Source organism: Sorangium sp. So ce321 (assembly GCF_051530195.1).
In the GTDB taxonomy this organism is placed as follows: Bacteria; Myxococcota_A; Polyangia; order Polyangiales; family Polyangiaceae; genus Sorangium.
The window spans coordinates 9,331,033-9,350,049 of the sequence record NZ_CP150329.1; the positions used below are offsets into that span (position 1 = coordinate 9,331,033).

The window sequence follows — 19,017 nt, forward strand, 5'->3', positions numbered from 1 at the left end:
TCTGGTCTCAGGGGCTCACTCGGGCAGGCGCATCGAGACCATGGCGTCGATCGAGGCGCGCGAGAGCCTGCCGGGCAGATCGGGGAGCATCTCGGCGGCGGCGGCGGGGATCCTCTCGGGGTGGATGACCGCGACCTGGATCGCGCGCTGCGCCTCGTCGAGCAGGATCATGAAGTAGCGATCGCCGCGCGGCCGACGCCACGTCGGGCAGCCGTCCGAGCGTCCGCCAGCCTCGATGACGGGCCCCACCTCATAGGCCTTCTGAGCGCACGCGTCCACGACCTCCACGTCCTCGGCGAACGCGTCGCGATTACAGCCGGCTCCGCAGACGCTGCCGCCGACGTGCCCTTCCTGGTACGAGCGGACACCGGTGCTCATGAATTCGCGGTTGCTGTGCTCGTTGTTGTCCATCACGACCTCGAACACGTTGATCTCGCCGCAGCCGTCGCCGACCGTGCCCGTCTTCGAGTAGCAGTTGCAGAGCCCGTTCCACTTGCGGCCGCCGTCGCGAATCAGCTCGGACGCGACGAACGCGACCCACGGGCCGGGGTGGCCCTGCCCGCCGCCGTCGCATCTCTCGACGTCCGCGTCGTCGAACGTCATCGAGGCGAGGAAGACGACGAGCTTCGACCCCGCCCAGCCGAGGTGCATGATGCCCGGATCGTCGGGGCAGAAGTAGTCCTTGCCGTCGCCGCACTGGAAGGGCCTGTCCTGCATGAAATACGTGACGCAGTCCTTCTTCGTGAGGTCGCCCGTGAAGTCGGCGGACGTATTCTGCCCTTCGGTGACGAGCAGGTTCGAGCCCACGCCGCGCCTCTCGTCCCACGACGAGACCATCTGCCAGGCGGCCGGGTCGCCGCCGGGCTGGTAGACGGCGAGCTGCTTCACACGGATGGCCTTCATGATGAGGGTCATCTCCTCGTCGAACGGAGCGAGCTTGTCGCTCGTCGTGTGATGCTCCGTCATGCAGCAGTGCCCGCCCCAGGTGTCGTCGCCGTCCTTGTAGTCGCACGCCGGATCCCCGGGCTCGCGGTCGATGCGGCGGGGCCACCAGCCGGGCGCGCCGATGTTCGTGAACGTCATCGTCCCGCCGCGCGTCGGGGTGCTCGGCTCGGGGACGTGGGGGCCGAGCCCTCCGCCGGCGCCCGTCGTGCTGCTGGACGGGCCTCCGCCGGCGCCCGTCGCGCTGCTGGACGGGCCTCCGCCCGCGCCCGTCGCGCTGCTGGACGGGCCTTCGCCGGCGCCCGTCGTGACCGTGGATGGACCACCTCCGCTCGCCTGGCCTCCCCCGCCGCCCCCTCCTCCGAGGTCGCCGCCGTCACCGCAGGCGCACGCGAGGAGGACGAGAGCAACCTGCACGAGAAACGATGAGCGCTCCATGTCCGTGAGTGTTTCCGGAGCGCGCTGGTTCCGTGATGAAAAACGACGAGGGGAGCGCTGGTAGGTCATGGCAACGCCCACACAGGCGCCGATCGGCACCGGCCTGCGCGGGTCGAGCGCGGTCGAGCGGTACGCGGCGCGGGGCACCCTGCCGGACTCACGTGCCCTCGCGCCTTCGGCTCATTCTGGACTGATCGTTCCAGAATGATCGTTCCAGAATGAGCCGCAGGCGCGAGGACGGGTGGGCGCAGGCCTCGACCAGCCCGCGCCGCGCGACCTGGATCCCGCGGGGCGCGGTGACCGCGCTGCTGCGTGGGCAGCAATCGGGTGCCCTCGTGTTGCTCCCGCGAGGCCTGGCCGCTATAAGCTCGCCCGCAGCTTCCGCGCGAGCGGCACGGGCGCTGCGCTCCGCTGCCGGGCCAGCCCCGGAGCCCGCCGCGAGGCGGGTGCGGAGGTGGTCGTCGGCCGTGATCGAGCTGCGTGACATCAGCAAGGTGTACCGGCAGGGCAAGCGCGAGGTGCGGGCGCTGGACGGCGTCTCCCTGCGCGTGGCCCCGGGCGAGGTGCTCGGGGTGCTGGGCCATAGCGGCGCGGGCAAATCCACGCTCATCCGCTGCGTCAACCTGCTCGAGCGGCCCACCGCGGGCGAGGTGCGGGTGGAGGGCCGGGACATGCTGGCGCTCGGCCCGCGGGAGCTCCGGCACGCCCGCCAGGGCATCGGGATGATCTTCCAGCACTTCAACCTGTTCTCCTCGCAGACCGTGGCGGGGAACATCGCCTATCCGCTGGCGATCGCGGGCTGGCCCCCGGGCCGCGTCCGCGAGCGGGTGGAGGAGCTCCTCGCGCTGGTCGGCCTCTCGGACAAGGCGCAGGCGTATCCGGCTCAGCTCTCCGGCGGCCAGAAGCAGCGCGTGGGCATCGCCCGGGCGCTCGCGCCGCGGCCGCGCGTGCTGCTGTCCGACGAGGCGACCTCCGCCCTCGACCCGGAGACGACGCGCTCGGTGCTCGGGCTGCTGCGGGACATCAACCGGCAGCTGGGGCTCACCATCCTGCTCATCACGCACCAGATGGAGGTGCTCAAGGAGATCTGCCATTCGGCGGCCGTGCTGGAGCGGGGCCGCGTGGTGGAGCAGGGCAAGGTCATCGACCTTCTCGCGCGCCCCGGCGCCCGCCTGAACGCGCTTTGCTACGCGCCGTTCGCCGCGGCCGGCTGGCCCGTCCGCCCCGGGGGCCGCCTCGTGGGCCTGTCGCTCGCCGGCGACAGCGCCGCTCAGCCGGTGCTCGCGCTGCTGGCGCGCCGCTTCGGCGTGGACGCGACCCTCGTCGAGGGCACGCTGGAGCGGGTGGGCGGCGTCCCGGTGGGACGTCTGCTGGTCGAGCTCACCGGCGCCCCCGAGGCGCTGGAGCAGGCGCTGGGCCACCTGCGCGAGCAGGGCTACTCGCCGGAGCTCGTCGCGCATGCCTAGCGAGCTCCTGGGGTCGCTCTGGGTGGCCACCGTGGAGACGCTCTACATGGCGTCGGTCTCCGCGATCCTGGTCCTGCTCGCGGGGCTCCCGCTCGGGGTGCTGCTGGTGATCACCGACAAGGGCGGGCTCTGGGAGCGGCCGCTGCTGAACCGGTCGCTGGGCACGCTCGTGAACGTGGGGCGCTCCGTGCCGTTCATCATCCTCATGGTGGCCATCGTGCCGCTCACCCGGCTGATCGTGGGCACCACCATCGGCACCACGGCCGCCATCGTGCCGCTGGTCGTGGCGGCGATCCCCTTCATGGGGCGCGTCGTGGAGCAGGGCCTGCGCGAGGTGGATCCCGGGCTCGTCGAGGCGGCGGTGGCGATGGGCTCCACGCACCGGCAGGTGATCCTCCGGGTGCTCCTGCCCGAGGCGCTGCCGTCCCTCGTGCGCGGCACGGCGCTCATGGTGATCAGCCTGCTCGGATACAGCGCCATGGCGGGCGCCGTGGGCGGCGGCGGCCTCGGCGACCTGGCCGTGAAGTACGGTTACATGCGCTTTCGCACCGACGTGATGCTGGGCTGTCTCGTGGTGCTGCTCGTCCTGGTGCAAGCCGTCCAGCTGCTCGGGGACAGGCTCGCCGCCCGCTTCGACCGCGCGAGCTCCCGGGGCGCCGACGCCCGCGATTGACCCTGTTCCACGCGCGCGGCCCGCGCCGTCGGGCCGCGCGACCCCTCCGGAGGACTGACCATGAAGCGAACCCATGCGACCGTGCTCTCTGCGCTCCTGCTCTCCCTGGTGGCGCTGCTCGCCCTCGCCGGCTGCAAGAAGCCCGACGAGGCCGCCGGCGGCGGCCGCACCTTGAAGGTCGGCGCCACCCCCGTCCCGCACGCGGAGATCCTCCGGGCGGCCGCGCCGCTGGCGGAGCGGGAGGGCGTGAAGATCGAGGTCGTCGAGTTCACCGACTACGTCCAGCCGAACATCGCGCTTTCCGACGGGCAGCTCGGCGCGAACTACTTCCAGCACGTGCCTTATCTGGAGCGCTTCAGCGCCGACCGCCACCTCTCGCTGAGCAGCGCGGCGGCGGTGCACCTCGAGCCGCTGGCCCTTTATTCCACCAAGCATGCTCGCCTGGAGGACCTGCCCGAGGCCGCGCAGGTGACGATCCCGGCCGACCCGACCAACGGCAGCCGGGCGCTCCAGCTCCTGGCCCAGCACGGGCTCCTGCGCCTGCGCGAGGGGGTCGGCGTCGCCGCGACCGCGAAGGACGTCGTCGACAACCCGCGCAAGCTCGCGCTGCGGGAGATCGACGCCGAGCAGCAGCCGCGCACCCTGGCGGACGTGGACGCCGCCGTCATCAACGGCAACTACTTCCTCGAGGCGCAGAAGAACCTGAAGCTGGACGCGAAGGTGCTCGCCCGCGAGCCCGCGAAGGGGAACCCGTACGCCAACGTGCTGGCGGTGCGGAAGGGCGACGAGGCGCGGCCCGAGGTGCAGGCGCTGATCAAGGCGCTGCAGTCCGAGGAGGTGCGGCGCTTCATCGAGTCCACCTATGGCGGCGCGGTCGTGCCGGCGTTCTGACGCGGGCGGGCATCGGGGTGTAGGATGCCGCGATGCGAAAGCTGGCCCTGTTCATCCTGACGCTGGTGGCGATCGCGTGGTGCGCGCCCTCCCCCGCAAGCGCGCAGTCCGGCGCGCCCGGCCCGCAGGGGACGGCGGCGCCCCCGTCGCGGACCGCCATCGTCGGGTTCACGGCGTCGCTGACGGGCAACGTCAACGTCGAATCGACCCGGCAGACCAACGGCATCAAGATGTGGGTGGACGACGTCAACAAGGCGGGCGGCATCCGCCTCGCCGACGGCAGCGCCGTCACCCTCGACATCAGGTTCTATGATGACGAGAGCAACAAGGATCGCGTCCAGCAGCTCTATACCCGGCTGATCAACGAGGACAGGGCCGATTTCCTGATCAGCCCGTACAGCAGCGGCCTGACGGACGCGGCCGCCGTCATCGCCGAGCAGTATGGCCGCGTCATGGTCACGGCGGGCGCGTCGTCCGACTCGACGCACGACAAGGGCTACTCGCTCGCTTTCATGACGTACACGCCCGCGAGCCGCTACCTGGCCGGCGCCTTCGATCTCCTGGCCCACCTCGATCCCTCCGTGAAGCGGGTGGCGATCGTCCACGAGCGGGACAAGTTCTCCACCGACGTGGCCACGGCGGCCAAGAGCCACGGCGAGGGCAAGGGCTACGAGATCGTCCTCTTCGAGGGCTATGCCACCGGCACCACGGACTTCGCGCCGTTCATCAACAGGATGCCAGCCGACGTGGAGGTCATCATGGGCGGCGGCCACTTCGCCGACACGAGCACCTTCGCCAGGCAGCTCTCGGAGAAGGGCATCCAGGCCAAGTTCATCGCGCTGCTCGTCGCGCCGCCGGAGCCGCGGTTCGGGGAGCTCGGCGCGGCGGCGCTCGGCGTCATCGGCCCGAGTCAATGGGAGTCCACCGTCAAATACAGCGCCGAGGCCGCCAGCGCGGCGGGCCTCCCCTGGCACGGCCCCTCGGTGAGCGATTTCGTCGCTCGCTACCGGGAGCGCTACGGGGAGACGCCTTCCTACCACGGCGCGGGGGGCTATGCCGCCGGGCTGATCCTGGAGGAGGCGATAGCGCGGGCCGGGTCGCTGGACACGGCGAAGGTCAAGGCGGCGCTCGACGGCACGGACATGCTGACCTTCTTCGGCCACACGAAATACGACACCAGCGCGAAGCGGCACGGCCGCCAGATCGGCCACGAGATGGTGTACATCCAGTGGCAGAAGGACGAGCAGGGCAAGGCGGTCAAGCGGGTCGTCTGGCCGGCGGAGGCCAGCACGGCGAAGCCCCTGTATCCCGCCCGCGATCAGGCGGCCGCGGGGCCCAGCCAGCTGCTCACGTCGCTCGTGGACGGGCTCATGCTCGGCTTCGTGTACGGCCTCGCGGCGATGGGGATGACGCTCATCTGGGGGGTCCTGCGCGCCATCAACCTGAGCCACGGCGCGGTCATCGCCCTCGGCATGTTCGCCAGCCACTTTCTCTTCACCCACCTGGGGCTGAACCCCTACGTCGGGCTCATCGCGGTGGCCGCGGCGGGGCTGCTGCTGGGGCTGATAATTTACCCCGTGGCCGTACACCGGGTGATCCATGCGCCGCACCACCTGACGACCCTGCTGGCCACGTTCGCCGTCAACATGATCTTCATCGGTCTGGGCACGGCGCTCTTGACCACCACGCCTCGCAACATCGATTACTCGCTCGGCACGGCGCGGCTCGGCCCTGTGTCGCTCCCGGGCACGCGCCTCATGGCGGCGCTCATGGCCGTCCTCGTCGCGGCGGCGCTCACCTTGTTCCTCCGCCGGACGCGGCTCGGCAAGGCGATCCGCGCCGTGGCCAGCAACCGCGCCTCGGCGGAGCTGATGGGCATCCCCGCCTCCCGCATGCTCGGCCTCAGCTTCGGGCTCGGGACGATGCTCGCGGCGGTGGCCGGCGGGCTCATCGCGACGTTCTTCCCCTTCACCATCCTGAGCGGCGAGTCGTACCAGCTCAAATCGTTCGTCATCGGCGTGCTGGGCGGCCTCGGCAACCCCCTCGGGGCGCTCGTCGGAGGGCTCTTGCTCGGCACGCTGGAGGGGCTCATCCCCATGCTCCTCCCCGTGAGCTGGGTGCCTGTGGTGGAGTTCGCCCTGTTCGTCCTCGTGCTGCTGCTCCGCCCGAGCGGCCTCCTGGGAGCCCGCACATGAACGCCCATCGACACCCTGCCTTCTGGCTGACGCCCCTCCTCGTCGTGGCGCTGGGCGTGGTCCCGCTCGCGACGCGCGGCGACACGCTGCGGGAGACGATGTTCACCCTGCTGACGTTCGTCACGCTCGCCTCGAGCCTGAACCTCCTGCTCGGGTATACGGGCTACGTGAACTTCGGCCACATCGTGTTCTTCGGGCTCGGCGGGTACACCGGCTTCTACCTCCTGAGCCAGCAAGGGGTCTCTCTCTACCTCGCGATGCTCGCCGGCGGCCTGGCCGCCTCCGCGCTCGCGGGCGTCCTCGGCCTCGCCATCCTGCGCCTCCGGGGCGCCTACTTCGCCCTGGCCACGATCGGGATCAACGAGGCGGCGCGGGCCTTCGTGAACAACGTCTCTCTCTTCGGGGGCGCGACGGGCCTGTCGATCAACTTCTCCGTGTACGGCGAGTACGGCGGCCCGGCCAGGGCGCTCTGGCTCACGTACGCCCTGCTCCTCGGGGTCACGGTGGTCGTCGTCGCGCTCAGCTTGCTCGTGAAGAGCTCGCGGTTCGGGCTCGGCTTGCTCGCCATCCGCGAGGACGAGGACGCGGCGCTCGTCATGGGCGTGAACACGCCGCGGCTGAAGACGCTCGCCTACGTGCTGTCGGCGTTCTTCCCTGGCGTCGTCGGCACGCTCTATTTCTTCAAGAACGGCAATGTCGAGCCGGGCGACGCCTTCCGGCTGCACACCTCGATCGAGACGCTCGTCATGGTGATGCTGGGCGGCGCGGGGACGGCGCTCGGGCCGGTCCTGGGCGCCGCCACGTACGACCGTCTCCGCAGCTTCCTGCTCACGACCCCGCTCTTCAAGGACCTTCACCTGGCCTTCGCGGGGGGCGTGCTCCTGCTCATCGTCCTGTTCGTGCCCTCCGGGGTCGTCGGCTGGCTGCGCGCGCGGCTGCCCCGCGCGCGGGGGGTGCTCGAATGATGCTGGAGGTCCAGGGGATAGCGAAGCGCTTCGGCGGCCTGCAGGCGCTGAGCGACGTCACGTTCGGCGTCGAGGAAGGGGAGATCGTCGGCCTCATCGGTCCGAACGGCGCCGGCAAGACAACGCTCTTCAACGTGGTGAGCGGCGTGCACGCGCCCGAGCAGGGCCGCGTCGTGTTCCGCGGCCAGGACATCACCGGCCGTCCGCCGTACCGCGTGGCGCACCTCGGGCTGGCCCGCACCTTCCAGATCGTGCGGCCGCTCCACGACCTCACGGTGCGCGACAACGTGATCCTCGGCGCCTGCTATGGCCGCGAGCACCACGGGCGCGGCGCCGCGGCCCGGGTGGCGGACGAGGTGCTCGCCCTGGTGGGCCTCGGCGAGCGCGCCGCGCAGCTGGCTGGCAGCCTGAACGTCGCGCAGAAGAAGCGGCTGGAGCTGGCCCGCGCCCTCGCGGCCCGGCCGTACCTGCTCTTGCTCGACGAGGTCCTCGCGGGCCTGAACCCCGCCGAGGTGGCCCGGATGATCGACACGATCCGCCACATCCGCGGGCAGGGCGTCACGATCCTGATGATCGAGCACCTCATGCAGGCGATGATGAGCCTCTCGGACCGGATCGTGGTCCTCGACTATGGCAAGCTCATCGCCGAGGGGGAGCCGCGGGAAGTGGCGGCGGATCCGAAGGTGATCGAGGCGTACCTCGGCGACCCGAAGCTCGCGCAGGATCTCTTGGCAGGAGGCTCGGATGGCGGCCGCGCTCGAAGTGACTGATCTGGCCACAGGCTACGGCGAAGTGCAGATCCTCTGGGGGGTGACGCTCCGCCTCGAGCCGGGGAAGCTGACGGCCCTCGTGGGGTCGAACGGGGCTGGCAAGACGACGCTGCTGCGCGCGGTGACGGGGCTGCTCCCGGCGTGGGGCGGCTCGGTGATGTTCGGGGGCCGCGACGTGACGCGCCTCCCGGCGCACGCCCGCGCCGGCGAGGGGCTCGTGCTGGTGCCGGAGGGGCGGCAGCTGTTCGCCGACATGACGGTCCACGAGAACCTCGAGCTCGGCGCCTTCTCGCGGCGGGCGCAGCCGGGCTTGCGGCGCAACCTGGAGCGCGTCTTCGAGATGTTCCCGCGCCTCGCGGACCGCCGCGGCCAGAAGGCGGGCACGCTCAGCGGCGGCGAGCAGCAGATGGTCGCCGTCGCGCGCGGGCTGATGGCGGATCCGAAGGTGCTGATGCTCGACGAGCTGTCGCTGGGCCTCGCGCCCCGGCTGGTGCTGGATCTCTTCGAGTCGCTGCGCCGGCTGAAGGCCGAGGGGCTGACGATGCTCCTCGTCGAGCAGAACGTGGCCATGGCCATGGCCGTGAGCGACTATGCCTATGTGCTGGCGGAGGGGCGCGTCCACCTGGAGGGAGAGGCGAGCGAGCTGGCGAGGAAGGAGGAAGTGCGGAGGGCGTACCTCGGGGTGTGAGTCGATCGCAAAGCGCGCTTCCCGTATCGGGCGCTGGTCGGCGGACAGCGCCCGACGCGGCTCACCAGGCTTCCCACGCGGACGGGCGAGCGGTAGTTTGCGAGGATGCACGGACGAACGAGGGCCTCCGCTCTCCTGCTGGCTGCGCCGCTTGCCTTGATGATCGCCTGCTCGGAGCCGGAGAACGGCGAGCCTGGCTCCTCGGGGGCAGAGAGCACGTCGACGTCCAGCGGGAGCGGCGGTGTCGGCGGGAACGGCGGTGCCGGCGGGAGCGGCGATGCCGGCGGGAGCGGCGGTGCCGGCGGGAGCGGCGGTGCCGGCGGTGCCGGCGGTGCCGGCGGGAGCGGCGGTGCCGGCGGGGGCAGCGGCGACGTGGCCCATGGTCGCGACGTCGGCGCCGCGAACACGGGTATCGCGGGGGCGGTCGCGGCGGGGCTGCCCTGCGGTCAGCTCACCGACTACGACGGGCCGTACATCGTCGACGTGGCAGGGACCGTCATCGAGAACAAGCGTATCGTCGGGGCCATCAAGATCCTCGCCGACGACGTGACCGTCCGTTGCTGCGACGTCGACCTCGACGGTGAGGTCGACGCGCGGGGGATCTGGATCGGGTACGAGACGAACCCCTCGGGCTGGCGCGTCGAGTGGAACACGATCCATGGCGGAGCCACGGGGACGATCGGCATCGATGTGACGACGAGCGGCGACGGGGTATGCCGGCGCAACGACGTATCGCAACAGGAAAACGGGATGCGCCTGAGCGGCGGCCGCGTCGAGGAGAACTACCTCCACGACCCGATCCCCAACGACGGCATCGCGCACCGCGATCAGATCGAGATCTACGGGACGAGCCAGCCGACCTCGGTGCTCCGCAATCGCATCGAGCACGACGGCGAGGAGACCGCGGCCATCAACATCACCTGCGACTTCGGCCCGACGGACGATGTGCTGATCAAGGACAACTTCATCGACGGCGGCAACTATACCCTCTACGATCGCGAGCAGGGCAGCGGGATGCCGACGCGTGTCCGGTTCGTCGGGAACCAGCACGGCGACAGCTTCTTCTACGGGCTGATCTCCGCCGACCGAGAGGGCACCTCCGACGCGGCGGTGCAGGCCGCCGCCCCGGAGCGGTTCCTCTGGCAGAACAACACGTGGGCGGAGACGGCCGATCCGGCACACCCGGAAGGTGAAATGATCCCGGTGCCGTGAGCTCTGCGACGGTCCAGCTGTGATGGACGATTTGCAAGGAGCCCTGTGGCCGGCGGCGCCGGGTGAGCTGTGTCCAGGCGGCCCGCTCATGGCGACCACGATTTGTTAAGTAATGTTTCACCAACGAGCGGCGGTTGACATGCTTGCCAAAGCAGCATTCACTGACGCGCCGAGAAGAGCGGTTCCATCGAGACCGCTCGGGTGGCTCCCTCATGGATGCCTGCTGGAGCACCGATCAGCTTGAAACGTTCAGGAGGAAGAGATTTGAACCACAGAGGCACAGAGGCACAGAGGACACAGAGGACCAACAAAAAAAACTCTGTGCCCTCTGTGCCCTCTGTGCCTCTGTGGTTCATTTTCTCGGGGTTTCAACCTGTTCGGGATCCCAGGATCCGCGACGACTCACGGCGACTCACGAGGCTACGCCGTGATGGAGGATGACGATGAATTCCAACGTGGCGACGCGCGCCGTGCGATGGTCCGCACGACTGGCGCTTGCTTGCTGGCTCGGCGCCGGATGCACCAGCTCGACGGGCGCGAGCCGTGACCCGATCCAGGACAAGGGCACGCACGCCGAAGGCCTGATCGAACCGTCGGTCTGCGACGGCTACAAGTACTGCGATTGCGGGCTCTGGGTCGCGGCCGACGACACGTGTCCGGCGCGCAGCTGCGATATGTGCCAGGAGGGCTTCGTCTACTGCGGCTGTTACGGCGGCTGCCTGGTCGCCGACATCATGTGCGACCCCCAGCCCGACGAGTGCGGAGAGGGCGTCTGCCGCGGCTCGCTCCGCGACTGCGGCGGAGGCATCAAAGCGAACCCCGACACGGCGTGCCCTGGAGGCCCGCTCATCGGGGACGGGACCATCGAGGGCAACCCGGACAGCAATCCGGACGGCTCCGCGGAGGCGTTCCAGTACACCGCGACGACCTCGGGCACGGCGTCGGTGCTCACCTTGTACATCGACGACTCGAACACCGCCGTGAACGTCGTCGTCGGCCTCTACACGGACAGTGGCGGCCACCCGGGCACGCTGCTGACGCAGGGTACGATCCAGTACGTGTACGACTACCCTGGGTGGCACGCGGTGGAAGTGCCGCCGGTGTCGATCGTCGCCGGCCAGGCGTACTGGATAGCGATCCTCGGTCCCGAAGGCGGAGGCACCCCGAGGTTCCGCGATCGGGAAGAGGGCGCGTACACCTCGGAGAGCAGCGCCGAGTCGAACCTCTCGGCCTTGCCGGCGACATGGACGACCGGACCGATCTGGTCGACGTCATCCGCATCGGCGTACGCCGCGCGCTGAGATCATCACGCGCCTGCAGCTTCACGACACGGCCCTGCGGGGATAACCTGGTGAACATGCGCACGCTAGCGTACCGGCTTTGCGATGTGTTCACGGACAGGCCCTTCGCCGGCAACCCGCTCGCGGTATTCACCGAGGCGGCGGGGCTGGGCTCCGCGGCGCGTTCGAGCTCGAAATGTAGTGTCGCCGGTCCGGACGCGGCCGTCCGCGAGCCCGCGGCGCGCGTGCGCCGGGCCCGCGCGCCGCCGCTACTCCTGCGCGCGCGCGTCGCCCAGGTAGTAAGCGCGCTGCGATGGATAGTAGTCGGCGAAGTCGGGCAGCGGCTGGCCGAGGCGGGAGGCGACGAGCATGTCGAGGTAGTACTCCCAACCCGGCCCTGTATCGCCGGCGAGCGCTGGATCAGTGAGGTGCTGGACGAAGGTGAGCTCGGTGGTCTCGCCCTTCGCCGCGAGCGAGAGCTCGAGCCGCCAGTCGCCGTGATCATCCTTCATCGAGACAGCGAGGTGGTGCGGCGGCTGGCACGCGTCGATCGAGACGTCGCACGACGGCGCGCCCTTCTCGAACGCCATCTGGAGGCGCACCGTCTTGCCGGGCCCCGCCTCCCCTTCCCAGGGGCCGATCCAGCGCGCCGTGCTCTCGGAGGCGGTGACGCTCTGCCACACGTCTTCGATGGGCGCGCGGAAGCTGCGCGTGATGACGAGATCGGCGCCGGTCGCGGTGGCTCGGACGCTGCCGTTGGGTCGGGGGCTCATGCTGTCTCCTTCTTGCGCTTCGTGTCGTTGCGGGACGGGGTCGTGATCGTCATGCGCCGCTGTCGGCCCACGCGGTGAACCTCGGTCTCGAGCGCGTCGAACCGGCGGTGCCACGGGCTCGCTCCGTGCAGCTCTCGCAGGAACGCCTCGAGCTCGGCGAGGGCGCCGAGCTCCAGGCTGTACTCGCGCTCGCGACCGCGCAGGACGTCGCGCACGAGGCCCGCCTCGCGCAGGACGCGCAGGTGCCGGCTGACGGCCGGGCGGCTGACCGTGAACGCGCTGGCGATGCTGCCGGCCGAGGCGGTGCTGTCGCGCAAGATCCGCAAGATCTCCCGTCGAATCGGATCCGCCAGCGCCTGGGCAACCGCGTCCACCGGTCAAAACGTAACCGATCTGTTACGCTTCCGTCAAGCCGGCGGGACGCGGCTCTCCCGCGCCCCGGCCACCGCGTCACATCCAGGGGATTATCTGGCGATGCCGTACGAGCTCACCGTGGACCTGCGGCGACTCGACGGGCTGCGTGCAGATCCAGAGGACGTTCTTCGCGGCATCCTCTGGCGACTGCGCCGACGACATGTCGTCGAACCACGGGCGCGACGCGTCGGTGTCCACGAGCCCCGGGCAGAGCGCGGCGATGATGAGCCCGCGCTGCGCGGCCTCGGCCTGTCGCTGGCGCGCAACCACCTTCATGGAGGCGACCTGCGCGATCTTGGACGGGATGTTGATCCACGCCGGCCAGTGGTGGGCCTCTGCTTCGCCGCGCTCGACGAGCTCGACGTACTCGTCCATGACGCGCTCGATGTCCTCGAGAGATCGCGTGGCGGGGTCGAAGAGGTGGTGGAGCCGCGGATCCAGCCTGGTCAGGGAGCCGAAGGAGCTCGCGACAACGAAGAACCGGCCGCCGTCGCGGAGCAGGGGTCCGAAGGCGCGGATCATCCGGTAGGTGCCGTGGTTGTTCGTGTCGATGAAGGTGCGGACCTGGACCGCCTGCGGCAGCTCCTTCACGATGCGCGCGGCGGCGTTCGAGAGCACGATGTCTATCCCGCCGTGGCGGCGCGCCACCGTCTCCGCCAGGGCCTGGACGCTGGCGTCGTCGGTCACGTCCAGCCGGGCCAGCGACGGCTGCAGGCCTCGCTCGCGCAGGCGCGCCACGGCCGCCTCGCCGCGCTCCGGATCCCGCGCCCCGAGGTACACGGTGCTGCCCGGCGGCAGGTCCTGGCAGAGACGGGCGACCATCGCGTGACCGAGGCCCTGGTTCGCGCCTGTAACGAGTGCGATCTTCGACATCGATCCCTCCTCACCCTGTGCGCCGCGAAGGCGTGGTGCTGGAGGAGTGCTACCCCATCCCATACTTCTGAGCGATCCACCGCGTCGATGACGCACGCGCTCGACGCGAGGGTGCCCGCGACGCTCTTCTCGGGGTGAAGAGTTGCTACATGGCTGCAACACACCATGGCTGCACATTTCTCATCAGCAGGGAATTTACGACGGCTTTCGGGCACCTTTGATCACTTTCAGGGGTGGCGGGAATTGTAGGTGCCGAGGTGCCGCCTGGCGTGCGCATCGGTGAGCGCGTGCGCTCCGGTTCGTGATGCTGCCCACCGGCTCTACCGCTCCAAGGACCTGGAACTACACAACTCGCGGAAGTCAACATGAACAAGAACCTTTCTTCTCGATGGCTGTGCGGCACGACCGGGATCGCGCTCGGAATGGCGACGCTCTTCGGCTGCTCTGGGGGCGACGGGACCGACGATGGCGTGGGCGGCGCGGGCGGCGCGGGGAGCGGTAGCACCACCGTCAGCACGACGGTCAGCAGCGGACCTGGAGCGACCACCACCAGCAGCAGCGCCGGCGTCACGAGCAGCACCACCGGCGCCGGGGTGACGACCAGCACCGGGACGGGCGGGTCGAACGTGGGCGGCGGCGATCCGGCGAGCACGAGCAGCGCGACCACCGGCGCCGGCGGCTCCGAGCCCGAGGAGAAGTTCGTCGGCAACATCACGACGAGCGGCGCGGTGCGCGACGGCTTCGCCCGGTACTGGAACCAGATCACGCCCGAGAACGAGGGCAAGTGGGGCTCCGTCGAGAGGTCCCGCGGGAGCCGCGACTGGAGCAAGCTCGACGCGATCTACAAGTACGCGAAGGACAACAACATCATCTTCAAGCACCACGTCTTCGTGTGGGGCAGCCAGCAGCCGGACTGGGTCGGGCGCCTCTCCGGCACGGAGCAGCAGTCGGCCGTGCGGGACTGGATGAAGTCGTTCTGCGAGCGCTACCCCGACACGAAGTACATCGACGTCGTCAACGAGCCGCCGCCCCACACCACGCCCTCCTACAAGAACGGGATCGGCGGCGACGGCGCCAGCGGCTGGGACTGGATCGTCAACTCCTTCAAGTGGGCTCGCGAGTTCTGCCCGGGCGCGGTCCTGATCCTCAACGACTACAACAACATCGAGTACGAGAACGACCACAACAACTTCATGAGGATCGCGAAGGCGGTGATCGACGCGGGCGCCCCGGTCGACGCGCTCGGCGCGCAGGCCCACGACGCGTACAAGATCAACACCAGCACCGTGAAGAGCTACATCGACAAGATGGCAGCGCTGGGCAAGCCCCTGTACATCACGGAGTACGACATCGGCATCGCGGACGACAACCAGCAGAAGCGGGTGATGGAGGAGCAGTTCACGATGTACTGGAATCACCCCTCCATCAAGGGCATCACGCTCTGGGGTTACATCGTCGGCACCACGTGGCGGGACAACACGGGCATCCAGCGGCAGGACAACACCATGCGGCCGGCCATGCAGTGGCTGATGGAGTTCCTCGGCCGCGGCGGTTGATCGACGCCACGATCACGTGACGATCGCGCCCGAGCTCTCCCCGAGGGAGCTCGGGCGCGCTTCATTTTGGGCTCTGCTGCTGCCCTTCCGCCACGCCTGCTCCGGCGCTGCGCGCGCTCGCGATGCAGGCGCGGCGTCCTCCGCTCCGCTGTCTCGACGCCTTGTTCCAGGTCAGTCGCAGCTGTTGTCGCGCGCGTTCATCAGCGTGAGGTTGCGGAAGGTGCTGTTCGTGGCGCAGGGGCTCTCGTTCACGTCGGTGTTCGTTATCGCGAGGTTCTGGATCGTGATGTCCGAGGAGTTCTCGAACTCGGCGCGCGCGGCGAGCCGGATGTCGCCGCCGCCGGTGACGGTCCCGGACTCAGCGGCGATGTTCACGTTGTGACAGTTCTCGAGCAGGATCGAGTTGCTGCCCGTGTCGGCGAGGTCGATCCGGTCGATGGTGACGCCCCCGCTCTCGGACACGCAGAAGATCCCGCGCCCGCCGCCGCGGGCGATGACCTCGCCGACGTGGATGTTGGTAGGGTAGCCGCTGCCGACGCGGCCCGCGCGGTTGGCGAGGCGGAACGCCGCGTAGCCGGTGCCAGCGCCCGCGTTCACGGCGTCCACCGTCCCGATCTCGGCGTTGGTCGTGTCGTTCAGGAGGAGGCCACATTCCCCTGTGTCGCGGGCGATGACGGTGCCGATGCGGAGGTCGTCGACGCCATAGGTCTCGACGCCGTGAGATCCGGTCCCCTCGGCGTAGACGTGATCGATCTCGATGTTCGTCACCTTGTCGGCGCGGTTCGAGCGCCCGTGGTTGTCGACGCGGACGCCGAGGCCGCTCGAGACACGCAGCTCGACGTGGCCGAGGCGCAGGTTCTCGACGTCGCGGAAGAACATGGCGTAGACCGGGGTGCCGGTGATCGTGACGTTCGGGATCTCGATATCGGTCCGGCCGCGCGCATAGATGGGCGCCATGTCGCCGGAGCCGCCGCCGGTGACGTCGATCGTGCCGCAGACGTTGAGCACGGCGAAGCTGGGCACGCTGAGCCGCGAGCCCGCGGTCATGGTGCCAGAGCCCTGGACCAGCACGCTCTCCTTGGTGGTGCGGCCGGAGCTCAAGCTGTCGAGCGCCGCCTGCACCGCGGCCCGCATGTCCCCGCCGCTGTAGACGTCGCGGGCACCGTTCTGCGCGACCCAGGTGGATCCGGACCTCGTCACGACGGCGTTGTAACCGCCCGTGTCTCCATCGCAGGGATAGGCCGCATCACCATCGCCGCTGCCGCCCGTCCCTGCCCCTCCGGCGCCGGCCCCGCCCGTCGCCGCCCCTCCGGTGCCCGTCGCCGCCCCTCCGGCGCCCGTGCCGCCTGTGCCCTCGCCCCCGGAGCCTGCTCCGCCCGTCGCCGCCCCTCCGGTGCCCGCGCCGCCTGAGCCGCTCGATCCAGGCGCGCCAGCGCCCGATGTACCGCCGGTCGCGACGCCGCCGCCCACGCCCGACCCACTCGCGCCTGGGAGCGCGCCGCCCACGCCCGAGTCGCCGCTCGACGGCGTGCCCTCCGCGGCCGAGCCGCCGCTGCCCGCCGGATCGCTCCCGGCGCCCGATCCGCAGCCCGCGGCCGCCAGCAGCCCGACGAGCGTTACAGGCCCCACATAAATTGTGCGCATTCGAGAGATCATCATCGGCTCCGACGGTGAGAGGGACCTGCCGTCCCCTGGTCGACGCTCGCGCTGGGGCTGGACGCCCCGGTCCCCGGATGGGCAGCGCTGAGCAACCCTACAGCTGCAACCGCCAGGATGGTGTCGACGTGCGGGCAGAACCAATCACGGCCCTGGACAGGGCGATGAAATGACGGCGGCTCGGGAGAGGCCCGGCTGCTCCGGGCCACGCTCGCGCGCGCTCTCTCCTACAAGCGCTCGATGATGAAGGTCTGGGTCTCGTCGTCGAAGCCGAGGGGAGCGAGGTTCGCGTCTGCGGTCAAGACGCGCGAGTTCGGCGAGGTCCAGAAGTACCCGTCATAGAGCGTCACCTTGAAGCCGGGGGGGACGCGGACGGAGCTGATCCGCCAGTTCCATGGGCCGTTGAAAAGGAAGTTGCCGCCGACGCTGTACACGAACGATTCGCCCGAGAAGTTGGCGTTCTCGTAGAAGGTGACCACATCCAGCTGCGGGTCCGAGGCGCGCGAGACGACGATGCTCGAGATGATGTCGTTCGCGCTCACGGACACGCCGTTCGTGCCAGCGGCCACGAGGTCCGTGTCCGAGGTGTAGACGTACGCCCCCTCATCGAAGTTGGCGTTGAAGAAGACCGTGACCCGGAGCCCGGCAGGGACCCTGATCGAGCTCGCGCGGTCGTTGCCGATGATCGTCAGGTCCTCGACATTGTAACGGCCGATCCCGAAGCTCTGCGAGACGCCGGAGAAGCCCGGGAGATCGTAGAGCACGACCTCGTCGGCGGGGCCGCCGGCGATCGCCGCTTCGCTCTCGTCGCCGATGATCTCGGCCTCGGCCGACTGCGACTCGAGCGGCCCGTCCGACGCGTCGGCGCCCAAGCAGGCAGAGGAGAGGCCGAGCGCGGCGCCGGCGCAGACCACGAGACCTAACTTATTACCAAGTTCTTTCTTCTTCATTCTGTCTCCACATCATGGTTCTGTGATGAAGATCGTTCACGCCGAGGAAGTCCGCCCCACCAGGCGGCTACAAGCCGCATCGACGTCAACCAGGCGCTCGTCAGCAGCAGATTGACGGGCCTTGTGATCACGGCATGCTCGGCGACGGCGTCTCCGAGCAACGCCATGGGCACACCGGGTCGAATACCGCGGGGGGACCGCCGGAGCGGGAGACCCGGAGGCGGGTTTACGAAACCCGCCCCGCAACGGCTCAAGGATCACTTCCGGAGTATGTGGCGATACACGGAGCGGCGCCAGGCGGCGATCTGGAACGGCCGCGTTCCAAGCGTGGAACAGGGCACCATCCCGCTGTTCGCATCGAGCTGTATCTTTATCATGAACGCGTCCACCTGGTCGGCGACGGCCACGAGCTGACCATGTTAGCTGACCTGTTGTGAGCGCGACGTGGGGCCGTGACGAGGCGCGCGACCGTGGCCTGGCCCCCTTGGTGCCGCTGAGCCGTCGCCGCTGTTCGCTCTACCGCTGTCGCTCCCGCTAGCGCGGCAGGGGGCGCGTATGGACGAGCTGGCCGCTCGCCAGGTACTCGAGCTCCTCCGGCGTCGATTGCCGGCCGAGGGCTTCATTGCGATGCGGATGCCGACCGAACCGCGAGATCACGTCGCGATGCCCGCGGGCCTGGTTCGCGGAGAACTCGAACCACCAACGAAACTCCGCGGGCACCGTGCCCACGAGCTCCTCGGCGAGCTGGACCGCTCGATCCAGGTTGGAGAGGTCCTCCGAGTGCCCGAGCGGCAACAAGAAGAAGGTCTTCTGCCAAGGGTCCCCCAGCGCCGCGTGATGACCGATCTCGATCCCTTCGAGCGCCAGGGCGAGCGCTCTCGGGTCCTGCGCGAACGCGCGAGCCGTCCCCCGGTACACGGTGCGAGAGAACTGGTCGAGCACGAGGATGAGCGCCAGCCGGGAGCGCGGCGCGCTCGACCAGCCGTCGAGCTCGCCACGCGCAGCGCGCTCCAGCAGCGGCGGAAACCGCTCCAGGATGGCGGCGTCGGCGCCGCCGCGGAACCACCACTCGACCTGGCGAGTGAGCTCCTCCTTGTCACCGCTCATCCGCTCCGGAAACCAGAACCCGAGAACCTCTTCGACTTCTTCTGTCATGAGCATCAGCTTTCCTCGGTGTCAGCTGTCCGCCGGCGGGGGCGCGCTCGGTGACGGCGCGCCGCCACCACGTGAGCCGCGGGCGTCGGCTTCTCGTCTCGCTCGAGAAACTGGTCACGA

General features: G+C 69.6%; 17 protein-coding genes and 1 pseudogene. 11 read left to right on the top strand and 7 right to left on the bottom strand.

Translation table 11 applies throughout. The features are described 5' to 3' along the window. Positions 1 to 15: 15 nt before the first annotated feature. Positions 16 to 1,380 (bottom strand): DUF2403 domain-containing lipoprotein, encoded by a 1,365-nt coding sequence (locus WME89_RS34410; RefSeq protein ID WP_438003879.1) that lies wholly within the window; start codon positions 1,378 to 1,380, stop codon positions 16 to 18. A 467-nt stretch (positions 1,381 to 1,847) separates the two neighbouring features. Here WME89_RS34410 and WME89_RS34415 point away from each other — a divergent pair, with 467 nt between their 5' ends. The 10 genes and pseudogenes from WME89_RS34415 to WME89_RS34460 form a co-directional block, all read left to right on the top strand. Continuing rightward, positions 1,848 to 2,846 (top strand): methionine ABC transporter ATP-binding protein, encoded by a 999-nt coding sequence (locus tag WME89_RS34415; RefSeq protein ID WP_438003880.1) that lies wholly within the window; start codon positions 1,848 to 1,850, stop codon positions 2,844 to 2,846. Continuing rightward, positions 2,839 to 3,519 (top strand): methionine ABC transporter permease, encoded by a 681-nt coding sequence (locus tag WME89_RS34420; RefSeq protein WP_437661182.1) that lies wholly within the window; start codon positions 2,839 to 2,841, stop codon positions 3,517 to 3,519. The genes WME89_RS34415 and WME89_RS34420 overlap by 8 nt, the downstream gene beginning before the upstream one ends. Positions 3,520 to 3,579: 60 nt before the next feature. Beyond that, positions 3,580 to 4,410: a MetQ/NlpA family ABC transporter substrate-binding protein gene (locus tag WME89_RS34425; protein WP_438003881.1), complete on the top strand. Its 831-nt coding sequence runs from the start codon at positions 3,580 to 3,582 to the stop codon at positions 4,408 to 4,410. Positions 4,411 to 4,442: 32 nt separating this feature from the next. Beyond that, positions 4,443 to 6,605, top strand: coding sequence for an ABC transporter substrate-binding protein (locus tag WME89_RS34430; RefSeq protein WP_438003882.1), 2,163 nt, complete (start codon positions 4,443 to 4,445; stop codon positions 6,603 to 6,605). Further along, positions 6,602 to 7,570: a branched-chain amino acid ABC transporter permease gene (locus WME89_RS34435; RefSeq protein ID WP_438003883.1), complete on the top strand. Its 969-nt coding sequence runs from the start codon at positions 6,602 to 6,604 to the stop codon at positions 7,568 to 7,570. Before WME89_RS34430 ends, WME89_RS34435 begins: the two co-directional genes overlap by 4 nt. Then, entirely contained in the window at positions 7,570 to 8,340 is a 771-nt protein-coding gene (locus tag WME89_RS34440; RefSeq protein WP_438012009.1) for an ABC transporter ATP-binding protein, read from the top strand. The genes WME89_RS34435 and WME89_RS34440 overlap by 1 nt, the downstream gene beginning before the upstream one ends. After that, on the top strand, positions 8,315 to 9,028 hold the full coding sequence (locus WME89_RS34445) for an ABC transporter ATP-binding protein (RefSeq protein WP_438003884.1): 714 nt from the start codon (positions 8,315 to 8,317) through the stop codon (positions 9,026 to 9,028). The genes WME89_RS34440 and WME89_RS34445 overlap by 26 nt, the downstream gene beginning before the upstream one ends. 159 nt (positions 9,029 to 9,187) lie before the next feature. Beyond that, positions 9,188 to 10,240 carry a hypothetical protein gene (locus WME89_RS34450; protein WP_438003885.1) on the top strand — a complete coding sequence of 351 codons (1,053 nt, stop codon included), beginning with the start codon at positions 9,188 to 9,190 and terminating at the stop codon, positions 10,238 to 10,240. 443 nt (positions 10,241 to 10,683) lie between these two features. Then, entirely contained in the window at positions 10,684 to 11,541 is an 858-nt protein-coding gene (locus tag WME89_RS34455; protein ID WP_438003886.1) for a hypothetical protein, read from the top strand. Positions 11,542 to 11,597: 56 nt separating this feature from the next. Further along, positions 11,598 to 11,696: pseudogene (locus tag WME89_RS34460) on the top strand (phenazine biosynthesis protein PhzF); the annotation flags it as partial. 93 nt (positions 11,697 to 11,789) lie between these two features. On the opposite strand, the gene WME89_RS34465 reads toward WME89_RS34460, so the two are convergent. From WME89_RS34465 to WME89_RS34475, 3 genes are all read right to left on the bottom strand, one after another. Then, the gene (locus tag WME89_RS34465) at positions 11,790 to 12,293 is read right to left on the bottom strand and encodes an SRPBCC family protein (RefSeq protein ID WP_438003887.1); all 504 of its coding nucleotides are present in this window, start codon (positions 12,291 to 12,293) and stop codon (positions 11,790 to 11,792) included. Beyond that, a complete protein-coding gene (locus WME89_RS34470) occupies positions 12,290 to 12,667 on the bottom strand; it encodes a metalloregulator ArsR/SmtB family transcription factor (protein ID WP_438003888.1) in 378 nt (125 codons plus the stop codon). The genes WME89_RS34465 and WME89_RS34470 overlap by 4 nt, the downstream gene beginning before the upstream one ends. A 76-nt stretch (positions 12,668 to 12,743) precedes the next feature. Then, complete coding sequence (locus tag WME89_RS34475) at positions 12,744 to 13,580, bottom strand: SDR family NAD(P)-dependent oxidoreductase (protein ID WP_438003889.1); 837 nt, start codon at positions 13,578 to 13,580, stop codon at positions 12,744 to 12,746. A 365-nt stretch (positions 13,581 to 13,945) separates the two neighbouring features. Here WME89_RS34475 and WME89_RS34480 point away from each other — a divergent pair, with 365 nt between their 5' ends. After that, positions 13,946 to 15,136, top strand: a complete 1,191-nt coding sequence (locus tag WME89_RS34480; RefSeq protein WP_438003890.1) for an endo-1,4-beta-xylanase — start codon at positions 13,946 to 13,948, stop codon at positions 15,134 to 15,136. 171 nt (positions 15,137 to 15,307) lie between these two features. On the opposite strand, the gene WME89_RS34485 is transcribed toward WME89_RS34480, so the two are convergent. The 3 genes from WME89_RS34485 to WME89_RS34495 form a co-directional block, all read right to left on the bottom strand. Beyond that, positions 15,308 to 16,780 (bottom strand): hypothetical protein, encoded by a 1,473-nt coding sequence (locus tag WME89_RS34485; protein ID WP_438003891.1) that lies wholly within the window; start codon positions 16,778 to 16,780, stop codon positions 15,308 to 15,310. A 239-nt stretch (positions 16,781 to 17,019) separates the two neighbouring features. Further along, positions 17,020 to 17,742 carry a beta/gamma crystallin domain-containing protein gene (locus tag WME89_RS34490; protein WP_438003892.1) on the bottom strand — a complete coding sequence of 241 codons (723 nt, stop codon included), beginning with the start codon at positions 17,740 to 17,742 and terminating at the stop codon, positions 17,020 to 17,022. Between the two features lie 534 nt (positions 17,743 to 18,276). Next, entirely contained in the window at positions 18,277 to 18,903 is a 627-nt protein-coding gene (locus WME89_RS34495) for a DUF924 family protein (protein WP_438003893.1), read from the bottom strand. Between the last annotated feature and the right edge of the window lie 114 nt (positions 18,904 to 19,017).